This is a genomic window from Blautia sp. KLE_1732_HM_1032 (assembly GCF_025147905.1).
Taxonomy (GTDB): Bacteria; Bacillota; Clostridia; order Lachnospirales; family Lachnospiraceae; genus Blautia_A; species Blautia_A fusiformis.
Genome location: NZ_CP102266.1, coordinates 2,977,150 through 2,994,523, shown reverse-complemented (window position 1 = coordinate 2,994,523; position 17,374 = coordinate 2,977,150). Strand labels below are relative to the sequence as shown.

Here is a 17,374-nt window from a genome sequence, read left to right as displayed (position 1 = left end):
GGGTAGGAAACATGTCGGACATTTTATACAGAAAACAGAAAAAATATTATTTCCTTCTTGTGCTGCCGGCACTGTGTATTTATACTTTTGCGCTGGCAGGACCGTTAATTTTTGGAACGATCCCGAATTCGTTTTTCAGTTGGAATCTGATCAAAGGAACGCATAACTGGATCGGAATAAAAAACTTTGTCGATTTGGTTCATGATAGAGATTTTATACAATCTATGTTTTTGACGTTTAAACTTGCAGTGGTTACGATTGTTCTGACCAATGTACTGGCTTTTTTTATAGCTCTGGCGTTGAATACACATATTTTCGGTAAGCCAGTGATCCGGGCGTTCTTTTTTATTCCGAATATTATCAGTGGAGTTATGATCGCCCTGGCGTGGACATTTATTTTTCAGAAAGTAACGCCAATAATTGGAGAACTTTTACATTCGGAAGCAGTAACAGGGTTTAGCTGGTTCGGGAGTTCAACGGCAGCATTTGCGGCGGTATCAGTGGTTACCGTGTGGCAGGGCCTGGGATTTTTGATGATCCTTTACATCACAGGTTTGCAGTCGATTCCTCTTGATGTGATGGAAGCGGCATGCATTGACGGATGTGTGGGACTGAATCGTATTATAAAAATCCAGCTTCCGCTTCTGATGCCAACGATTACGATCAATCTGTTTGTATCTATTGCAAATGCATTTAAAGCATTTGATATTAACTACGCTTTAACCGGCGGCGGACCTTCAAAAACAACACAGACGATCGCCATGAATATTTATGATGACGCATTTGGAACTTTTAATATGGGGTATGGCTGTGCGAAATCGGTGATCCTGTTTTTGATCATAGCAGCAATTTCCTTGATTCAGCTTAATATTACTAGAAAAAGAGAGGTGCAGTCATAATGACATGGAAAAAGAAAATTGCAGGTACCGCAGCAATGTTTATATTAGGCTTTATTTTTATTTTACCGGTATTGTGGATCGTTATGAATTCAATTAAAACAAGTCCGGAAATTGCGGCTGATTTTCTGGCATTACCAAAGTCTTTATATCTTGATAATTTTAAAAATGCCATGGAAAGCATGAATTTTTTAGTTGCATTAAAAAATTCTGTTGTGATTACATTGGGAGCTATGCTGGGAGGGCTGTTCGTATCGTTTGCCGGTGCTTTCGGAATCTCACATCTTCGTGGGAAAATCTCACAGAATCTGTATCTGTATTTTGTTTTCGGACAGATCGTGCCGTTTCATGCAGTTATGATTCCTATTTCTGTACTTGCTACAAATACCAATCTTACCAATTCCCTTGGAGGAATTATCATTCTTGATATTGGATTCTTCTGTGCGTTTGGAATTCTGACGTTTACGGGATTTTTGAAAAATGTACCTCGGGAGCTGGAAGAAGCAGCCGCAATAGATGGATGTGGAGTTTTTCGAATTATGACGCAGATCGTATTTCCACTTGTTAAACCAGCAACGGTTACCATTGGTGTATTGTTTTTTATGTGGTCCTGGAATGACTTTCTGCTTCCCAGTATTCTCATTGGAGACAGTGAACTGAGACCGCTGACGGTAAATCTTTTCATGTTCAGAAGTGCTACCAGCACACAGTGGAATCTGTTTATTGCAGGACTTACCTTGTGTATTATTCCCACAATTATCCTTTACATCTGTGCACAAAAATATATTACAAGCGGACTGACAATGGGAGCTGTAAAATAAAGGAGGAATAAAGATGCAGTTATTCAGGATCATTCCGTTGGAAAAAGATCTGTGGGCGATCAATGAAATAGATAAGACGGTTATGTATGTGATAAATGGAACAGAAAGAGCTCTTCTTCTGGATACGGGACTGGGACTTACCGATTTAAAAGAAGAAGTTTTGAAACTTTGTGGAGAAAAATCTCTGATTGTTGTAAATACTCATGCTCATGTGGATCATAATTCAGGAAATTATCAATTTGAAGAAGTATGTGTGGGAAGGTATGACGAACCTTTTTCCCATCAGATCGTAGACCAGGAGCTGAGAGAAATGTCTGAGCTCATGTTCTTTGAAATTCCTGAAAAAGAGGGATTTTCGTTTGAAATGTGGAATCCCGGACCGGCAAGAAAAATCTGTACAGTCAGGGATGGGGATATCTTTGATCTGGGAGATAAAAAACTTAAAGTTCTGGAAGTTCCCAGTCATACCCTGGGGTGTATTGCATTGTTTGAGGAGAAGAAAGGATGGCTTTTTACAGGAGATATCATGCTCACCTGGGAAGTGTGGGGACATTTGAATCCTGGAAAAAGTCCGCTTGCCCCATCTGCTTCTTTGCGTGTATACTATGAAAGCCTTTTAAAATTGAAGAAAATCAGAAAAAAAGTAAGCAGCGTTTTTCCTGCTCATGTCTGCGAAAAAGAAAAAGACTGTTATAAAAAGTATGCGTTATCTCCGGAAATTATAAATATATATTGTGACGGAATTGAGAAAATATTTTCAGGAGAACAGAAAGGTGAACCTTATTTTCATATGGTCGAAAACGGAAGTGTTGTGAAATTTACAACAGGTGGTATTGTCTATCAGAAAGATAGGATGAATTAAATAGGAAAATATCGGCAAGTTGATTGATTATAGATTCCCTCAAAAAAATCCCCTGTACGGTTCGGCGTTTGTACGTAGATCCGGCACAGGGGATTTTGGTGTTTATAAGATCAGACTTTCTGATATTCTTTCTTTTTCTCAGCCTTGGCTTCGCAGGTAAGCTCAACACCAAGCTTACGGAAGCTGATCACATCCACATCGGAAAGCATTACGGAAGTATGAGCCTGGCATCCACGGAGATTCGGGATCTGTTCCAGGGCAAGGCGTGCGGCATCGCTGGTTGCGGCACTCATGGAAAGGGCGATCAGGATCTCATCAATGTGAAGACGTGGATTCTTGCTTCCCAGATATTTGGTCTTCAGCTGCTGGATCGGATGGATGGCATCCGGAGAGATTACATGAAGCTCGTGATCGATTCCTGCCAGCTCTTTCAGGGCATTGAGAAGAAGCGCAGCGGATGCGCCGAGAAGATCGGAGGTTTTTCCGCATACGATCTTTCCGTCAGGAAGTTCCAGAGCGGCGGCAGGGCCATTGGTTGCTTTTTCTTTTTCGAGGGCAGCCGGAACAACCTTACGGTCAGTGATCTCTGCATGAGCCTGCTGGAGAAGAAGCTCGATCTTACGTACCTCATTCTCTGTGCCGGAGCCGGAAACCAGAGCGTTCATGCTCTTATAATAACGGCGGATGATCTCCTGGCGGGAAGCCTCCTGGCATACTTCATCGTCAACGATGCAGTTACCTGCCATGTTGACACCCATATCTGTCGGAGATTTATAAGGGCAGCTGCCCATGATCTTCTCAAACATGGCCTGTACAACAGGGAAAACTTCTACGTCACGGTTGTAGTTGACGGTAGTTTTGCCGTAAGCCTCCAGATGGAACGGGTCGATCATGTTGACATCGTTCAGATCCGCAGTGGCAGCTTCGTAGGCAAGGTTTACCGGATGTTTCAGAGGAAGGTTCCAGATCGGGAAGGTCTCAAATTTTGCATAGCCGGCTTTTACTCCTCGTTTGTATTCGTGGTAAAGCTGGGAAAGGCAGGTTGCCATCTTTCCACTTCCTGGTCCTGGTGCTGTGATCACGACCAGAGGTCTGGTAGTTTCAATATAATCATTCTTTCCATAACCCTCGTCACTTACAATAAAGGAAGTGTTGCTTGGATAGCCGGGGATCAGGTAAAGCTTGTAGACACGGATTCCCAGTTTCTCCAGACGTTTTTTGAAGAGATCGGCACTTTCCTGGCCGGAGTACTGTGTGATGCATACGCTTCCCACATACAGGCCACGGCTTGAAAACTCATCCATAAGACGGAGTACATCTTCGTCATAGGTGATCCCAAGATCGCCACGTATTTTATTCTTGTCAATGTCATTGGCACTGATAACAATAACGATCTCCGCCTGATCAGAAAGCTGCATCAGCATGCGGAGCTTGCTGTCCGGTTCAAAACCCGGAAGAACACGGGATGCATGGTAGTCGTCAAACAGTTTGCCGCCGAATTCAAGATAAAGCTTGTTGCCGAACTGACCGATTCTTTCACGGATGTGTTCTGACTGCATTTTCAGATATTTGTCATTATCAAAACCTATTTTCATTTGTCTGATTTCCTCTCCTCTTTAATTTTCCAATTCACTGGGAACAGTATACTACAACTTTACGTTCACTGGCAATATCCAATGCGGTGTTTTTTCGATGGTATTTTTGTAATCTCGCAGTTGATTTATATGGTTTTTCTCTTTATAATAAAGAAATGACAAGAGGAGGAAAAAAATGAATAATCAACTGAATAATGATCAGGACGGGAAGCGACCTGACAACAAAGATCCCAGGCAGGGATCAGGTAAAAATCATCAGTCGATTCTGGCTTTTCTGATATGCCTCCTGGTCACACTGGTGTGCTTCGCGTTGTTTACCAATATGCTGAAGGATAACAGCAGTGAGATCTCCTATGATAAATTTATCGATATGGTGGATAAGGACCAGGTTAAGGAAGTAACGATCCAGTCCAGTACATTGACGATCGTACCCAAGAAAAAAAATTCCAAGTACGAGGATATGAGCTATTACACCACGAAGACCGAAGACAGTACAGCACTTACCAAGAGACTGGAAGGAAAGGGAATCAAGTTTGAGACCGATCCGCCGGATGTTTTTGGTGAATTTGTTGCAATGATCCTGAGCGTGGTTCTGCCGACACTGCTTCTGTTCGGACTTCTGATGTTCTCCATGCGCCGCATGAACAAAGGCGGCGGGATCATGGGCATGGGCGTAGGCAAGAGCAAAGCCAAGGCATATGTGCAGCAGGAAACGGGCGTTTCCTTTAAGGATGTGGCAGGTCAGGATGAAGCCAAGGAATCTCTCCAGGAAGTTGTGGATTTTCTTCACAACCCCGGAAAATACACAGCCATCGGAGCCAAGCTGCCTAAGGGCGCACTTCTTGTAGGCCCTCCGGGAACCGGTAAGACATTACTTGCCAAGGCAGTTGCAGGTGAAGCGCAGGTACCGTTCTTCTCTCTTTCCGGCTCGGAATTTGTGGAGATGTTTGTGGGCGTGGGTGCCTCACGTGTCCGTGACCTTTTCGAGGAAGCCAAGAAGAATGCTCCATGTATCGTATTTATCGATGAGATCGATGCCATTGGTAAAAGCCGTGATTCCCGCTATGGCGGCGGAAATGATGAGCGTGAGCAGACATTGAACCAGCTGCTTGCGGAGATGGATGGCTTTGATACATCCAAGGGACTTCTGATCCTTGCTGCGACCAACAGACCGGAGGTTCTTGATCCGGCTCTTCTCCGTCCGGGACGTTTTGACAGACGTGTGATCGTTGACAGACCGGATCTTAAAGGAAGGGTGGATATCCTGAAGGTACATGCCAAGAACGTACTTCTGGATGACACCGTTGATTTTGAAGCTATTGCACTTGCAACTTCCGGTGCGGTAGGCTCTGATCTTGCCAATATGATCAATGAGGCTGCGATCCTTGCAGTCAAGAAGGGACGTAAAGCTGTATCACAGAAGGACCTGGAGGAATCCGTAGAGGTAGTTCTGGTGGGAAAAGAGAAGAAAGACCGTATCTTAAGCAAACAGGAACGCCGGATCGTATCCTACCATGAAGTCGGACACGCACTGGTAAATGCACTCCAGAAGGATGCGGAGCCTGTACAGAAGATCACCATCGTACCCCGTACCATGGGAGCACTGGGTTATGTTATGCAGGTACCTGAGGAAGAAAAATATCTCAACACCAAGAAAGAGCTGGAAGCTATGCTGGTAGGCTATCTTGGCGGACGTGCTGCAGAGGAGATCGTTTTTGACACGGTCACTACAGGTGCTGCCAATGATATTGAGCAGGCTACCAAGGTGGCCAGAGCCATGATCACACAGTATGGTATGTCTGAGAAGTTCGGACTGATGGGACTTGCCACACAGGAGAACCAGTATCTCAGCGGAAGAGCAGTTTTAAACTGTGGTGATGATACCGCAACAGAGATCGATCATGAGGTGATGAAGCTTCTCCACCATTCCTATGAGGAAGCCAAGAGGATCCTTGGAAGTCACAGAACAGAGATGGATAAGATCGCAGAATATCTGATCCGCAAGGAAACCATTACAGGTAAAGAGTTCATGAAGATCCTCCGTGCAGTTCAGCAGGGCCTGGATATCCCGGAGAATCTGGATGATCTGGTACTTTCCGAGGATGAAAAAGAAGTGTCCAATAAACAGGATATTGAAATGATCGCGGAAAATAACGAGGCTGCAAAAAGTACAGAATCGGTTCAGTTCAGACCGGAGATATCCGGACAGGAACTGACAGAGGATATGCAGGCACCGGAGAAAACAGAAGAATCTGCTCAGACAACAGATAGCGATCATGCAGAAACAGAAGAAAAGCCGGGATCACAGGCATAAAACAGATCATAAGAAAACCGGGAGAAATCCCGGTTTTCTTATTACTGTAATAGTAAAACAGGAGAATAAAGTATGTTCATAATCGAGGAAGAATTAAAGAAGCTTCCGGCAAAACCGGGAGTTTATATCATGCATGGCGAGAAAGACGAGATCATCTATGTGGGAAAAGCCATAAGCCTTAAGAATCGTGTGCGCCAGTATTTCCAGAGCAGTCGTAATAAAGGTGCCAAGATTGAACGGATGGTTACACATATTACCAGATTTGAGTACATTATTACGGATTCGGAGCTGGAAGCCCTTGTGCTGGAGTGTAATCTTATCAAGGAACATCGTCCGAAATATAATACCATGCTCAAAGATGACAAGAGCTATCCGTTTATTAAGGTGACAGTTCATGAGCCATACCCGAGAGTGCTTTTTGCCAGGAGAATGAAAAAGGACAAGGCAAGATATTTTGGCCCCTATACAAGCGGCGGAGCAGTAAAGGACGTGATCGAACTGGTGCGGAAGCTGTATCAGGTACGCTCCTGCAACCGCAGTCTTCCGAGAGATACCGGAAAGGACCGGCCCTGTCTGTACTATCATATGAAGCAGTGCAAGGCACCCTGCCAGGGATATGTCAGCCAGGAAGAATACCGGAAGAATATCAATAAGGTGATCAAATTTCTGAATGGAGATTTTCAGGACGCCATTAGTGAGCTGATGGAAAAAATGCAGAAAGCTTCGGAGGAAATGCGCTACGAAGATGCTATGGAATACCGGGACCTGATCAGCAGTATCCGGAAGATCGGGGAACGGCAGAAGATCACCGGCTACGGGCAGGAAGACAGAGACATCATTGCAGTAGCCATGGATGACAGTGAAGACCTCAGGGATCAGGATGCGGTTGTCCAGGTGTTTTTTATCCGGGATGGCAGGCTGATCGGCAGAGATCATTTTTATCTCCGTGTGGCAAAAGGTGATACAAAGGCGAAGGTCCTTTCCAGCTTTCTGAAACAGTTTTATGCGGGAACGCCATTTATCCCATCTGAGATCATGCTGCAAAGTGAGATCGAAGATGCAGATATCATCGAGGAGTGGCTGTCAGGAAGAAGAAAGCAGAAGGTACACATCCGGGTCCCGAAGAAGGGAACCAAGGAAAAGCTGGTAGAACTTGCCCTGGAAAATGCCCGTATGGTACTTGCCAAGGACAGAGAACGGATCAGGCGGGAGGAAGGACGAACTATCGGAGCTGTTCATGAGGTGGAAGAATGGCTGGGCTTGAAAAATGTGGTGCGTATGGAAGCCTATGATATTTCCAATATCAGTGGCTTTGAGTCTGTGGGATCCATGGTAGTTTATGAAAAAGGCCGTCCCAAACGCAGTGATTACCGTAAGTTCAAGATCAAATGGGTACAGGGACCCAACGATTATGCCAGCATGGAAGAGGTTCTGACCCGAAGGTTCACTCATGAGAGTAACGGAGAATTTGACAGCTTTGCAAGGCTTCCGGATCTGATCCTGATGGATGGTGGAAGAGGGCAGGTAAATATCGCTCTGAAGGTGTTGAATGAGCTTGGGATAAGCATCCCGGTCTGCGGTATGGTCAAGGATGATCATCATCGGACGAGAGGCCTGTATTTCAACAATGTGGAGATTCCTATTGACACATCCGGCGAAGGCTTCCGTCTGATCACCAGGATCCAGGATGAAGCCCATCGGTTTGCCATTGAATACCATCGTTCCCTCAGGAGCAGGGAACAGGTCCATTCTATCCTGGATGATATCCCGGGGATCGGTGATACCAGGAGGAAAGCCCTTCTGCGTAAATTTAAATCTGTGGAAAATATCCGGGATGCATCGGAGAAAGAACTGGCACAGACAGAGAGCATGAATGCCAGAAGCGCCCGTCAGGTCTATGAATTTTTTCATAAATCCTGATGCTGCATTGCAGTTTCAGCAGTGATTGTGTATAATTAAAAATAAGGTGTCTCACGCCTCGGTAAAACGGCAGTGAGAATGCAAACTTTCAGCGAAAAGGAGACAAAAGTATGAAGGGTGTACAGTTGACAAAGATGGTACAGGAACTGGAGCTTAATAATCTGACTCCGGAGATCGACCTGTCAGGCATCGTGATCAAGACTGCGGAGATCAACAGACCTGCGCTTCAGCTTACCGGATATCTGGAGCATTTTGCCAATGAACGAGTTCAGATCATCGGATATGTAGAGTATACGTATCTGATGCAGCTTAATGAGGAGGAGAGACGTTTTAAATATGAACGTTTCATTTCCAGCAAGATCCCATGTGTTATTTTCAGTACCATGACTCGTCCGTCTCAGGACATGATCGATCTGGCTGTTAAATATAATGTTCCGACATTCGTGACAGAAAGAACAACTTCCAGTTTTATGGCAGAGATCATCCGTTGGCTGGGCGTGCAGCTTGCACCATGTATTTCTATTCATGGTGTGCTGGTTGATGTTTACGGCGAGGGAATCCTGATCACAGGTGAGAGCGGTATCGGTAAGAGTGAGGCAGCCCTGGAGCTGATCAAGAGAGGTCATCGTCTTGTCAGTGATGATGTTGTTGAGATCCGTAAGGTCAGTGACGTAACACTGGTGGGATCTGCGCCGGATATCACACGTCACTTTATCGAACTTCGTGGTATCGGTATCATCGATGTAAAAACACTGTTCGGTGTTGAGAGCGTTAAGGATACCCAGTCTATCGATCTCGTGATCAAGCTTGAGGAGTGGGACAGAGACAAGGAATACGATCGTCTTGGACTGCATGAGGAGTATACAGAGTACCTTGGAAATAAGGTAGTATGCCATTCTCTTCCGATCCGTCCGGGCCGTAACCTGGCGATCATCGTTGAGGCAGCGGCTGTCAATCACAGACAGAAGAAGATGGGATACAATGCGGCAGAGGCTCTGTACAAGCGTGTACAGGCAAATCTTGCGAAAAAAAGAGAAAATCCGGATGACGAAGAATAAGAGAGGGTAAGAAATGGGAACATATTGTTTTGGAATCGATGTAGGTGGAACAACTGTAAAATGCGGACTTTTCCGTACGGATGGTACTCTTGTTGAGAAATGGGAGATTCCAACCCGTAAAGAAAACAATGGAGATCAGATCCTTCCTGATGTGGCAGCAGCAGTAAATGCCAAGATGGAAGAAAAGGGTATCTCCAAAGAGGAGGTGGAAGGCGTCGGGATCGGTGTTCCGGGACCGGTAAACTCCAAAGGCGAAGTATCACGTGCAGTAAATCTCTTCTGGGGATATAAGAACGTTGTGGGAGAGATGGAAGAACTTACAGGTCTTCATGCGGAAGCTGGAAATGACGCCAATGTAGCGGCATTGGGAGAGGCATGGAAGGGTGCTGCAGCAGGCTCCTCCGATGTGATCATGGTCACACTTGGAACAGGTGTAGGCGGTGGTATCATTGTTGATGGAAAGATCGTGACCGGACATCACGGAGCTGGCGGTGAGATCGGACATGCCAATGTGGATCATCATGAAACAGAATCCTGCAACTGCGGAAACAGGGGCTGTCTGGAACAGTATGCTTCTGCGACCGGAATTGTCCGCATGGCAAAAAAAGAGCTTGCAGCTTCCGGTGAGAACAGTGTTCTCAGAGATGCCGAAGAGATTTCAGCAAAAGCAGTTCTGGACGCATTTAAGGAGAATGATCCGGTAGCTGTAGCAACCATGGAAAAGGTCGGAGAGCAGCTGGGTGGTGCTCTTGCCATTATTTGCTGTGTGACAGATCCGGAGACCATTGTTATCGGCGGAGGAGTTTCCAAGGCCGGACAGCCGCTTATTGACTGTATCCGGAAATATTACAGAGAGTATGCTTTTGAATCCTGCAAGGATACTCCTATCGTGATAGCGACACTTGGCAATGATGCAGGAATCTACGGTGCAGCCAAGATGGTACTTTAACCGAACCAGGGAAGTCCCCTGCTTCAATTGCGAAAAGTAATAAGCGGTGGGTGGGACTTGCCTGAACTGATAAACTGCGAGACAGTAAGAAGTTATTAAAAGTAAAAAAAGTGGTTTCCATATTTCAGGAAACCACTTTTTTTATATGTTGTTTATGAAAGATACCTATAATGGAGATCATTCATAATATTCTACTGGATCTTCGCCGGTGTCATAGCCACCGGTATCATTGCTGTTATCATAGCTGCCGTCATCACCACCGGTGTTGTCGTCTGTTCCGGAATTGTCAGTATCATCACCGGTATTATCGGAACCGTCATCGGAATTGTCAGTATTGTCAGTGTCGGTGCTGTCAGTACTGTCCGGAGCTGCGCTTGGAATCGCTTCAGCTGCTGCATCGGTATCGGCGTCCGTATCTTCGTTATAATAATAGTCCTCTTCATCGTAATCGCTGCTGCCGTAGAAATGCTGATCACAGTATTCGGTGGGAAGACTGGAGATATCAAAATACTCTGTGATAGTCGGGCATCCGGATCTGGGAAGAAGACCGGTTTCTGCGCAGACACTGGCTTTTTCCACACTGGAAGGCATATCGAAATCTCTGTCCTCCAGGCCCTCATGGATACGGGTCATAACCTTTTTCCAGAGGTTTTTGTGGAAGTTACGGGCATCTTCCGGAATTTTTTCGTTGTTGTCATAGCCGGACCATACTGCACAGGTGTAGTACGGTGTGTAGCCTACAAACCACAGGTCATTGTAGTCCTCTGTAGTACCTGTTTTTCCGGCTACAGTCATATTGTCCAGCTGGCAGGCGGTACCGGTACCTTTTTTTACAACGTCTTCCATGGCGCTTGTAAGAAGATAAGCGGTACTGTCTTTGATCACAGATCTGGAAACGGAGGAGTTCTCGATCAGAACATTTCCGTCATGATCAAGGATCTGTGTATAATAGATCGGTTTGATATAGTTCCCGCCATTAGCAATGGCTGCATATGCAGCACAAAGTTCCACGTTCTTGACACCTTTGGTGATACCGCCAAGAGCAGTAGCCAGGTTGGCGTCACTCCAGATATTTCCGTTGGCATCTTTATCTGCCTCAGTTCCGTGAGCTAGTGTGGTGAAACCGAAATCATCCAGATATTTAAGGCCGAGAGCCGGGGTAACCTGCTCCAGGCATTTAACAGCTACAACGTTGATAGAATTCTGGATCGCTTTGCGGATGGTGGTCTCGCCGCCGTAGCTTCTTGAGGCGTTGTTGACAGGAGATCCGTCCGGGTATTCGTAAGGCTCATCCATAAAGGTTGTAGCAAGGGTATCGCCTTTTTCGTTCAGCGCCGGTGCATAGGTGGAAACGATCTTAAAGGTAGAACCAGGCTGTCTGGTCGTATCAGTGGCACGGTTCAGAGTCAGGCTGGCTGTTTTTTCACCACGGCCTCCGATCAGGGCTTTTACGTAACCGGTATGCTGGTCAATGACAGTCATGGAAGACTGTGGCTGTGGCGCAAAGTTTACACGCTCAGATACTACGGTGCTTCCGTCTGCCAGGATGTTAGCCTTGTATTGATCCACATACTGCTGACCTTCTTCAGGAGAATCAAAGAGAAGATCAAATTCCGGATCCTGATCACGGAAATACAGCTGCAGCATTTCTTTGCTGTAGTTTGTCTGTTTTCCATCCGGGCTTTGTACAGTCAGTGCATAATCCAGTTCATACTGAACATTGGCCGGATAGTTATCAGGGTTTGCATATTCCTCATCAAGGATCTGCTGCATGTTGGAATCCAGGGTTGTCATAATCTTCAGACCACCGCTGTAAAGAAGATTGGTAGCCTGTGTCTTGGTATATCCTTTAATGTTCATCAGGTCGCTGATGACCTGATTGGTAACCTCATCTTCGAAATACGTGTAAACGGTACTTTCTTCTTCGGTGTTCTCAAGCTGTGCGGCCTGGATACGGGAATAAACGTCATCATTCAGTGCTGCATTATATTCATCCTGTGAGATGTAATTCTGATCCAGCATGTGATCCAGGACTTCCTTACGTCTCTTGGAGTTTGCTTTTGGATTGGTGATCGGATTGAATTTGGTAGGGTTCTGTGTGATGCCGGCAAGGGTGGCACATTCAGAAAGATTCAGATCCCATACGTCTTTGTTAAAGTATTTTTTGGAAGCGGCCTGTACACCGTAGGAACCTGCACCCAGGTTAATGGTATTCAGGTAATTCTCAAGAATCACATTTTTGTCATATTTTTTTTCAATCTGTACAGCAAGGTACTGTTCCTGGAACTTACGTGTGAAACGTTCCAGCTGTGTGGATTCGTTGGTCCAGTCAGTGAAAACATTATTCTTCAGAAGCTGCTGTGTGATGGTACTGGCACCCTCGGAAAAGTTACCGGTGGTGATCGCCTTCATTCCGGCACGTGCGATACCGCGGACATCAATACCGTTATGTTCATAAAAACGCTCATCCTCAATGGCTACCACTGCATGCTGCAGACTGACCGGGATCTGGTCCAGGGAGACCGGAAGACGGTTGGATGTAGGGGCTGAAAGCTGTCGGATCTGTGTTCCCTGGTCATCATACAGGAAGGTTGCATATCCGAGAGGTGAAATATCCACATCGTTGACGTCAGGTGCTCCGGCGATCACGCCCCGGAAGGAGCCGATACCAAGGCAGACAACCATGACGCAGACTGCGATCAGAGCTGTAAATAAAACCCGGATAAACGAAACATGTGCTCTTTTTTCCAGCATGGAAGTACGGGAGATCAGAGCATTCCGCTTCTTAGAAGTGGATCTTTTTCCGTAGTTCATAATATTCCTCCTTTATAATCCGTTTCATTATAACAAATATGAGATGCCAAATAAAGCCTTAAAAAAAATTTCACAATTCATGATATCTTATACATTGTGCAATGAAGATAATTATTATACAATAAAGAAAACTCTGCCTGAAACAGAGGGTTGGATATAGATAACGGAGGCGTAAACCATGCTGGAACATTATAAAACCATATACGAAGGCGGCGAAGGCGAACTTGTGGAAAAAAAATCCCGTTTCATCGCAACCGTCCGTCCTGTGGAAACAGAAGAAGAGGCCCTTGCCTTTATCGAAGAAATGAAAAAAAAATACTGGGATGCACGTCATAACTGCTATGTATATTCCGTAGGGATGAACCGGGAAGCCACCCGCTGCAGTGATGACGGAGAACCATCCGGAACAGCCGGAAGGCCTATGCTGGATGTGCTTCTGGGAGCCGGGATCTATAATGCGGCCATTGTGGTGACCAGATATTTTGGAGGTGTCCTTCTTGGGACAGGAGGGCTTGTGCGGGCATATTCCGGTGCAGTCCAGGCAGGACTGGCGGCAAGTACCGTCATTGAGAAGCATCATGGGATCTCTCTTCAGGTGACGACGGATTATACAGGGATCGGAAAGATCCAGTATATCGCAGGAGAAAGAAGTTTGCCGATCCTGGATTCCGAATATACCGACAAGGTTGTCTTGAAGCTTCTTGTGCCGGATGAGCAGGTCGAAGAGGTGAAGAAGGCGATCACAGAAGGAACAAACGGAAGAGCCGGACTTGAGAAGGATGCAGAACTGTATTTTGCGAAAGTAAACGGAGAAGTGAGGACCTTCGAAAAGTAAAAGAAAAGAGAATGTCAGTATAAAAATACCCCGGGAAGAGGGCAGATGATCTGTGTTACAGTCTGCTCTTCGCGGGGCTTTTTTATTTCAGAAAATTATTCCTGTTAGCATTTCTCCGGTTCCGGATAATCCACACCAAAGGTATCAACAGTCATGGAGCTGATCTTCTGCTCGTCAAGAGGACGGTCACTGTAGTCCGTGTCTGTCTCTGCGATAGCATTTACAACATCCATGCCCTCAATGATCTGACCGAATGCAGCATAGCTTCCGTCAAGATGCGGAGCAGCCTTGTGCATGATAAAGAACTGGCTTCCGGCAGAGTTCGGATTCATGGCTCTTGCCATGGAGAGAACACCTGGTGTATGCTTCAGGTCGTTTTTGAAACGGTTCTGGGAGAACTCACCCTTGATGCTGTATCCCGGGCCACCCATACCGGTTCCGTCCGGGCATCCGCCCTGGATCATAAAGCCGTTGATGACACGGTGGAAGATCAGGCCGTCATAAAAGCCTTTTTTTACAAGGCTGATGAAGTTATTTACTGTGTTCGGGGCAACTTCCGGATATAATTCCGCTTTCATTACATCGCCATTATCCATTGTGATGGTAACGATAGGATTTGCCATAGTTTTCGCACTCCTTTTCAAAAAGTATTGTATTTCGCTGTTCGCTCTATTATAATATGCAAAGAATAATTGTGCAAGAAAAAGGTGGAAAATATGGTCATAGAAACGCATGATCCTGAGGAAACATTCGAGGTCGGAAGGACGATCGGAATGAATGCGAAGCCGGGACAGATCTACACACTGACAGGCGATCTGGGAGTTGGAAAAACCGTGTTCACACAGGGAGTGGCAGCAGGTCTTGGAATTACAGAACCTGTAAACAGCCCTACGTTTACCATTATCCAGGAATATGAAGACGGACGTCTGCCATTTTATCATTTTGATGTATATCGTATCGGGGATCTGGAAGAAATGGAAGAGATCGGATACGATGATTATTTTTTCGGGCAGGGAATCTGTCTGATCGAATGGGCGGAACTCATTGAGGAGATCCTGCCGGAAAAAAGGATCGAAGTTACCATTGAAAAAGATCTTGAGAAGGGCTTTGAATACAGAAAGATCACCATTGAGGAGAGAGGAGAAAAGACAGAATGAGAGTTTTGGCACTGGACAGTTCCGGAATCGTGGCATCCGTAGCCGTTGTGGAGGACGATACACTGGTAGCGGAATATACAGTTAATTATAAGAAAACACATTCCCAGACTCTTCTTCCCATGCTGGATGAGATCGTGAAGATGACAGAGCTGGATCTGAAGACGATTGACGCTATTGCGGTAGCCAAGGGACCGGGCTCTTTTACCGGACTCCGTATTGGCTCTGCCACAGCCAAGGGACTTGGACTTGCCCTTGACAAACCACTGGTCGGGATTCCGACTGTGGAGGCACTGGCCTATAATCTCTATGATGTAAAGGGACTGATCTGTCCGATCATGGATGCCAGAAGAAAGCAGGTTTATACGGGAATCTATCGTTACGAGGATCACAGGCTCATGACGGTAAAGGATCAGATGGCAGTGGGAATTGAGGAGCTTCTTTCCATGCTGAATGAGATGGGAGAAGCCGTAACATTCCTCGGAGACGGAGTCCCGGTATTTAAAGATATCATCGCAGATAAGCTTACTGTACCGTTTTCTTTTGCACCGGCCCATCTTTCCAGACAGAGAGCAGGTGCTGTAGGTGCACTTGGTGTCCTTTATTATAAAGAAGGCAGAACCGAGACAGCGGCTGAGCACAAACCGGATTATCTCCGTGTTTCACAGGCTGAGCGGGAGCGTGCCCAGAAACTGAAAAAAGGATCAGAAGGGGAAAACGCATGATCTTAAGAGAAATGCTTGTGGATGATCTGGATCAGGTTATGGAGATCGAAGAGGAACTTTTTTCAGTCCCCTGGACAAAAGAGGGATTTCTGACATTTCTTATGAAAGAGAACGGGATGTTTCTTGTTGTGGAAGAAAAGGGCCGGATCCTGGGATATTGTGGTCTTCTTACGGTGCTGGATGAGGGGGATGTGACCAATGTGGCTGTCCGCAGAGACCGTCAGAGAGAGGGAATCGGAAATTTCCTTATGGAAAGTATGATCCGTCTGGCAGAAGAGCGTGGGATCACCATGATCCATCTGGAGGTCCGGGCGGGAAATGAGACTGCGATCCGCCTTTATGAACGTCAGGGATTTGTGCGGGATGGCCTGCGAAAGGGATACTATACAGATCCTACAGAGGATGCTGTTCTTATGACACGCACCGCAGTTTCTGAATAGGCTTACCCGGGAGAGGTACTTGTCTGTACGGGATAAGTATGCTAAACTTTGCCACAGAACAGGAAAAGAGGAAAAATATGTTAGATGTTTGTTTACTTGGCTGCGGAGGAATGATGCCGCTGCCACGCAGATGGCTCACCGCACTGATGACCCGTTATAACGGCAGCAGTCTGATGATCGATTGCGGGGAAGGCACTCAGGTGGCCATTAAAGAAAAGGGCTGGAGCTTCAAGCCTATTGATGTGATCTGTTTTACCCATTATCATGGGGATCATATCAGCGGACTTCCGGGACTCCTTTTGACTATGGGAAATGCAGACCGCACAGAACCGCTGACTCTGGTAGGCCCAAGAGGACTGGAACGTGTGGTAAGTGCACTTCGTGTGATCGCACCGGAGCTGCCCTTTGAAATTAAATTTATCGAGATCACGAAACCGGAGGAGGTTCTGGAACTGAACGGTTACCGGATCACTGCATTTCGGGTGAACCATAATGTTACCTGCTATGGATATACCCTTGAGATCCTGCGCCAGGGAAAATTTTCTCCTGACAGTGCCAGGGAGCATGAGATCCCGCTGAAATTCTGGAATCCGCTGCAGAAGGGACAGACTGTGGAGGATGAAGGAAGGATCTACACACCGGATATGGTGCTTGGTCCGCCAAGAAAAGGGATCAAGCTTACCTATACCACAGATACCAGACCGACAGAGTCTATTTTACGTAATGCAAAAGGTTCCGATCTTTTTATCTGTGAGGGAATGTACGGTGAAGATGACAAGATCGAAAAGGCAAAAGGCTACAAACACATGACGTTTCGTGAAGCGGCCACTCTTGCCCGTGATGCGGAAGTGGGGGAAATGTGGCTGACCCATTACAGCCCTTCTCTGGTACGTCCGGATGATTACATGGATACAGTACGTGAGATCTTTCCGAAGGCATGGCCGGGAAAAGACGGGAAGAGTGTGGAACTGAATTTTGAAGAGGACTGAAA

General features: G+C 46.2%; 15 protein-coding genes. 12 read left to right on the top strand and 3 right to left on the bottom strand.

The features are described from left to right. The first annotated feature begins 11 nt into the window (after nt 1-11). The 3 genes from NQ489_RS14320 to NQ489_RS14310 are packed head-to-tail and all read left to right on the top strand — an operon-like array spanning nt 12 to nt 2,579. The gene (locus NQ489_RS14320) at nt 12-899 is read left to right on the top strand and encodes a carbohydrate ABC transporter permease (RefSeq protein ID WP_021651521.1); all 888 of its coding nucleotides are present in this window, start codon (nt 12-14) and stop codon (nt 897-899) included. Continuing rightward, nucleotides 899-1,717: a carbohydrate ABC transporter permease gene (locus NQ489_RS14315; protein WP_021651520.1), complete on the top strand. Its 819-nt coding sequence runs from the start codon at nt 899-901 to the stop codon at nt 1,715-1,717. The genes NQ489_RS14320 and NQ489_RS14315 overlap by 1 nt, the downstream gene beginning before the upstream one ends. Before the next feature lie 13 nt (nt 1,718-1,730). After that, complete coding sequence (locus NQ489_RS14310; RefSeq protein ID WP_021651519.1) at nt 1,731-2,579, top strand: MBL fold metallo-hydrolase; 849 nt, start codon at nt 1,731-1,733, stop codon at nt 2,577-2,579. Between the two features lie 110 nt (nt 2,580-2,689). Here NQ489_RS14310 and NQ489_RS14305 read toward each other — a convergent pair whose 3' ends face one another. After that, nucleotides 2,690-4,174, bottom strand: a complete 1,485-nt coding sequence (locus NQ489_RS14305; RefSeq protein WP_021651518.1) for a DUF1846 domain-containing protein — start codon at nt 4,172-4,174, stop codon at nt 2,690-2,692. A 175-nt stretch (nt 4,175-4,349) separates the two neighbouring features. Between NQ489_RS14305 and ftsH the strand changes: the two genes are divergently transcribed. The 4 genes from ftsH to NQ489_RS14285 all read left to right on the top strand — a co-directional run bounded on the left by ftsH (nt 4,350) and on the right by NQ489_RS14285 (nt 10,415). After that, on the top strand, nt 4,350-6,488 hold the full coding sequence (ftsH, locus tag NQ489_RS14300) for an ATP-dependent zinc metalloprotease FtsH (protein ID WP_021651517.1): 2,139 nt from the start codon (nt 4,350-4,352) through the stop codon (nt 6,486-6,488). A gap of 72 nt (nt 6,489-6,560) precedes the next feature. Beyond that, nucleotides 6,561-8,408, top strand: a complete 1,848-nt coding sequence (uvrC, locus tag NQ489_RS14295) for an excinuclease ABC subunit UvrC (RefSeq protein ID WP_021651516.1) — start codon at nt 6,561-6,563, stop codon at nt 8,406-8,408. A 110-nt stretch (nt 8,409-8,518) separates the two neighbouring features. Beyond that, nucleotides 8,519-9,466: an HPr(Ser) kinase/phosphatase gene (hprK, locus tag NQ489_RS14290; protein ID WP_021651515.1), complete on the top strand. Its 948-nt coding sequence runs from the start codon at nt 8,519-8,521 to the stop codon at nt 9,464-9,466. Between the two features lie 13 nt (nt 9,467-9,479). Continuing rightward, nucleotides 9,480-10,415, top strand: coding sequence for an ROK family glucokinase (locus tag NQ489_RS14285; protein WP_021651514.1), 936 nt, complete (start codon nt 9,480-9,482; stop codon nt 10,413-10,415). Nucleotides 10,416-10,592: 177 nt separating this feature from the next. On the opposite strand, the gene NQ489_RS14280 is transcribed toward NQ489_RS14285, so the two are convergent. Beyond that, nucleotides 10,593-13,229 carry a transglycosylase domain-containing protein gene (locus NQ489_RS14280; RefSeq protein WP_044961533.1) on the bottom strand — a complete coding sequence of 879 codons (2,637 nt, stop codon included), beginning with the start codon at nt 13,227-13,229 and terminating at the stop codon, nt 10,593-10,595. 178 nt (nt 13,230-13,407) lie between these two features. Here NQ489_RS14280 and NQ489_RS14275 point away from each other — a divergent pair, with 178 nt between their 5' ends. Beyond that, nucleotides 13,408-14,064, top strand: a complete 657-nt coding sequence (locus NQ489_RS14275) for a YigZ family protein (RefSeq protein WP_021651511.1) — start codon at nt 13,408-13,410, stop codon at nt 14,062-14,064. Between the two features lie 104 nt (nt 14,065-14,168). On the opposite strand, the gene NQ489_RS14270 is transcribed toward NQ489_RS14275, so the two are convergent. Then, nucleotides 14,169-14,687, bottom strand: coding sequence for a peptidylprolyl isomerase (locus NQ489_RS14270; protein ID WP_021651510.1), 519 nt, complete (start codon nt 14,685-14,687; stop codon nt 14,169-14,171). Nucleotides 14,688-14,780: 93 nt separating this feature from the next. Between NQ489_RS14270 and tsaE the strand changes: the two genes are divergently transcribed. From tsaE to NQ489_RS14250, 4 genes are all read left to right on the top strand, one after another. Beyond that, the gene (gene tsaE / locus NQ489_RS14265) at nt 14,781-15,221 is read left to right on the top strand and encodes a tRNA (adenosine(37)-N6)-threonylcarbamoyltransferase complex ATPase subunit type 1 TsaE (RefSeq protein WP_015525922.1); all 441 of its coding nucleotides are present in this window, start codon (nt 14,781-14,783) and stop codon (nt 15,219-15,221) included. Next, nucleotides 15,218-15,943 (top strand): tRNA (adenosine(37)-N6)-threonylcarbamoyltransferase complex dimerization subunit type 1 TsaB, encoded by a 726-nt coding sequence (tsaB, locus tag NQ489_RS14260; protein WP_021651509.1) that lies wholly within the window; start codon nt 15,218-15,220, stop codon nt 15,941-15,943. Before tsaE ends, tsaB begins: the two co-directional genes overlap by 4 nt. Continuing rightward, entirely contained in the window at nt 15,940-16,383 is a 444-nt protein-coding gene (gene rimI, locus NQ489_RS14255; protein ID WP_015525920.1) for a ribosomal protein S18-alanine N-acetyltransferase, read from the top strand. The genes tsaB and rimI overlap by 4 nt, the downstream gene beginning before the upstream one ends. Before the next feature lie 77 nt (nt 16,384-16,460). Continuing rightward, a complete protein-coding gene (locus NQ489_RS14250) occupies nt 16,461-17,372 on the top strand; it encodes a ribonuclease Z (protein WP_015525919.1) in 912 nt (303 codons plus the stop codon). Nucleotides 17,373-17,374: the final 2 nt, after the last annotated feature.

Bases quoted from the DNA above. Each gene is read 5' to 3' on its own strand.
- NQ489_RS14320 (WP_021651521.1), top strand. From the start codon at position 12: ATGTCGGACATTTTATACAGAAAACAGAAAAAATATTATTTCCTTCTT.
- NQ489_RS14315 (WP_021651520.1), top strand. From the start codon at position 899: ATGACATGGAAAAAGAAAATTGCAGGTACCGCAGCAATGTTTATATTA.
- NQ489_RS14310 (WP_021651519.1), top strand. From the start codon at position 1,731: ATGCAGTTATTCAGGATCATTCCGTTGGAAAAAGATCTGTGGGCGATC.
- NQ489_RS14305 (WP_021651518.1), bottom strand. From the start codon at position 4,174: ATGAAAATAGGTTTTGATAATGACAAATATCTGAAAATGCAGTCAGAA.
- ftsH (WP_021651517.1), top strand. From the start codon at position 4,350: ATGAATAATCAACTGAATAATGATCAGGACGGGAAGCGACCTGACAAC.
- uvrC (WP_021651516.1), top strand. From the start codon at position 6,561: ATGTTCATAATCGAGGAAGAATTAAAGAAGCTTCCGGCAAAACCGGGA.
- hprK (WP_021651515.1), top strand. From the start codon at position 8,519: ATGAAGGGTGTACAGTTGACAAAGATGGTACAGGAACTGGAGCTTAAT.
- NQ489_RS14285 (WP_021651514.1), top strand. From the start codon at position 9,480: ATGGGAACATATTGTTTTGGAATCGATGTAGGTGGAACAACTGTAAAA.
- NQ489_RS14280 (WP_044961533.1), bottom strand. From the start codon at position 13,229: ATGAACTACGGAAAAAGATCCACTTCTAAGAAGCGGAATGCTCTGATC.
- NQ489_RS14275 (WP_021651511.1), top strand. From the start codon at position 13,408: ATGCTGGAACATTATAAAACCATATACGAAGGCGGCGAAGGCGAACTT.
- NQ489_RS14270 (WP_021651510.1), bottom strand. From the start codon at position 14,687: ATGGCAAATCCTATCGTTACCATCACAATGGATAATGGCGATGTAATG.
- tsaE (WP_015525922.1), top strand. From the start codon at position 14,781: ATGGTCATAGAAACGCATGATCCTGAGGAAACATTCGAGGTCGGAAGG.
- tsaB (WP_021651509.1), top strand. From the start codon at position 15,218: ATGAGAGTTTTGGCACTGGACAGTTCCGGAATCGTGGCATCCGTAGCC.
- rimI (WP_015525920.1), top strand. From the start codon at position 15,940: ATGATCTTAAGAGAAATGCTTGTGGATGATCTGGATCAGGTTATGGAG.
- NQ489_RS14250 (WP_015525919.1), top strand. From the start codon at position 16,461: ATGTTAGATGTTTGTTTACTTGGCTGCGGAGGAATGATGCCGCTGCCA.